Source organism: Halomonas sp. DP4Y7-1, assembly GCF_019800705.1.
Taxonomy (GTDB): domain Bacteria; phylum Pseudomonadota; class Gammaproteobacteria; order Pseudomonadales; family Halomonadaceae; genus Halomonas; species Halomonas litopenaei_A.
The window spans coordinates 1-2,729 of sequence record NZ_JAHVKS010000022.1 but is presented as its reverse complement, the minus strand read 5'-3'; the positions used below and the strand labels follow the sequence as shown (position 1 = coordinate 2,729).

1 protein-coding gene is annotated in these 2,729 nt (G+C 65.8%); it reads right to left on the bottom strand.

The window, feature by feature from the left end; translation table 11 throughout:
• Positions 1–2,729 (bottom strand): beta strand repeat-containing protein (locus tag KUV72_RS19635; RefSeq protein WP_222239505.1); only part of this gene is annotated, 2,729 nt, incomplete at both ends.

Sequence of the window (2,729 nt, the reverse complement as noted above, 5' to 3'; positions counted from 1 at the left end):
GCATCGGTGATGGTGTAGTCGATCAGCACGTCGCCTTCAAAACCCGTCGCCGGGGTAAAGGTCACGCTGCCGTCACCATTGAAGCTCACGCTGCCCTGGCTCGGGTCCTGCAGCGCGGCATTGGTCAGGGTCACCGGACCATCGGCGCCGGCCACATCGGCCCCGCCCGCACTGCCGTCCAGCACGTTGACGGTGATCGCCACGTTCTCGTCGGTCTCGGCCGCGTCGTCGGTGGCCTCGGGTACGTCATCCTTGATGTCGATGGTCAGGTTGGCCGGATCGCTGACGTCGCCGTCGGAGTCGGTCACCACCAGGCTGAACACGTCCTGGATACCGTCGCTGCCGGTGCCCTGGCTGCTATGGTCGGTGGTGTTGTCGTCCAGGGTGTAGGTATAGCTGTAGTCCCCATTCACCACGCTGACGACCAGGGTGCCGTAGGTACCTTGCACGGTGCCGCCATTGGTCACGTCCACGCCGCTGATCACCACCGAGCCCACGCTGTCGGAGCCGGTATCGATGGCGATGGTGCCGCTGGTGGTCTCCAGGTCGGTGGCCGACTGGCTGCCGCCGTCGTCCAGGCCGGCCTCATCCACCTCGTTATTGCCAGACGCATTGGGCGACTCGGGGTTCACCTCTACCACCGGGGTAGCGTCCACGGTGATGGTCAGGGTCGCGTTAGCGGTATCCCCATCCGCATCGGTGATGGTGTAGTCGATCAGCACGTCGCCTTCAAAGCCCGTCGCCGGGGTAAAGGTCACGCTGCCGTCGTCATTGAAGGTCACGCTGCCCTGGCTCGGGTCCTGCAGCGCGGCGTTGGTCAGGGTCACCGGACCATCGGCGCCGGCCACGTCGGCCCCGCCCGCACTGCCGTCCAGCACGTTGACGGTGATCGCCACGTTCTCGTCGGTCTCGGCCGCGTCGTCGGTGGCCTCGGGCACGTCATCCTTGATGTCGATGGTCAAGGCTGCGGGATCGCTGACGTCGCCGTCGGAGTCGGTCACCACCAGGCTGAACACGTCCTGGATACCGTCGCTGCCGGTGCCCTGGCTGCTATGGTCGGTGGTGTTGTCGTCCAGGGTATAGCTGTAGCTGTAGACGCCGCTGTTGACGGTGACCGTCAGCACGCCGTAGGTGCCCTGCACGGTGCCGCCGTTGGTCACGTCCACGCCGCTGATCACCACCGAGCCCACGCTGTCGGAGCCGGTATCGATGGCGATGGTGCCGCTGGTGGTCTCCAGGTCGGTGGCAGACTGGCTGCCGCCGTCGTCCAGACCGGCTTCGTCCACCTCGTTATTGCCAGACGCATTGGGCGACTCGGGGTTCACCTCTACCACCGGGGTCGCGTCTACGGTGATGGTCAGGGTCGCGTTCGCGGTATCCCCGTCGGCATCGGTGATGGTGTAGTCGATCAGCACGTCGCCTTCAAAACCCGTCGCCGGGGTAAAGGTCACGCTGCCGTCACCATTGAAGCTCACGCTGCCCTGGCTCGGGTCCTGCAGCGCGGCGTTGGTCAGGGTCACCGGACCATCGGCGCCGGCCACGTCGGTACCGCCCGCACTGCCGTCCAGCACGTTGACGGTGATCGCCACGTTCTCGTCGGTCTCGGCCGCGTCGTCGGTGGCCTCGGGCACGTCATCCTTGATGTCGATGGTCAAGGCTGCGGGATCGCTGACGTCGCCGTCTGAGTCGGTCACCACCAGGCTGAACACGTCCTGGATGCCGTCGCTGCCGGTGCCCTGGCTGCTATGGTCGGTGGTGTTGTCGTCCAGGGTGTAGGTATAGCTGTAGTCCCCATTCACCACGCTGACGACCAGGGTGCCGTAAGTCCCCTGCACGGTGCCGCCGTTGGTCACGTCCACGCCGCTGATCACCACCGAGCCCACGCTGTCGGAGCCGGTATCGATGGCGATGGTGCCCCTGGTGGTCTCCAGGTCGGTGGCCGCCTGGCTGCCGCCGTCGTCCAGACCGGCTTCGTCCACCTCGTTATTGCCAGACGCATTGGGCGACTCGGGATTCACCTCCACCACCGGGGTAGCGTCCACGGTGATGGTCAGGGTCGCGTTAGCGGTATCCCCATCCGCATCGGTGATGGTGTAGTCGATCAACACGTCGCCTTCAAAGCCCGTCGCCGGGGTGAAGGTCACACTGCCGTCACCATTGAAGCTCACGCTGCCCTGGCTCGGGTCCTGCAGCGCGGCATTGGTCAGGGTCACCGGACCATCGGCGCCGGCCACATCGGCCCCGCCCGCACTGCCGTCCAGCACGTTGACGGTGATCGCCACGTTCTCGTCGGTCTCGGCCGCGTCGTCGGTGGCCTCGGGCACGTCATCCTTGATGTCGATGGTCAAGGCTGCGGGATCGCTGACGTCGCCGTCTGAGTCGGTCACCACCAGGCTGAACACGTCCTGGATGCCGTCGCTGCCGGTGCCCTGGCTGCTATGGTCGGTGGTGTTGTCGCTCAAGGTATAGCTGTAGCTGTAGATGCCGCTGTTGACGGTGACCGTCAGCACGCCGTAGGTGCCCTGCACGGTGCCGCCGTTGGTCACGTCCACGCCGCTGATCACCACCGAGCCCACGCTGTCAGAGCCGGTATCGATGGCGATGGTGCCACTGGTGGTCTCCAGGTCGGTGGCCGACTGGCTGCCGCCGTCGTCCAGACCGGCTTCGTCCACCTCGTTATTGCCAGACGCATTGGGCGACTCGGGGTTCACCTCTACCACCGGGGTCGC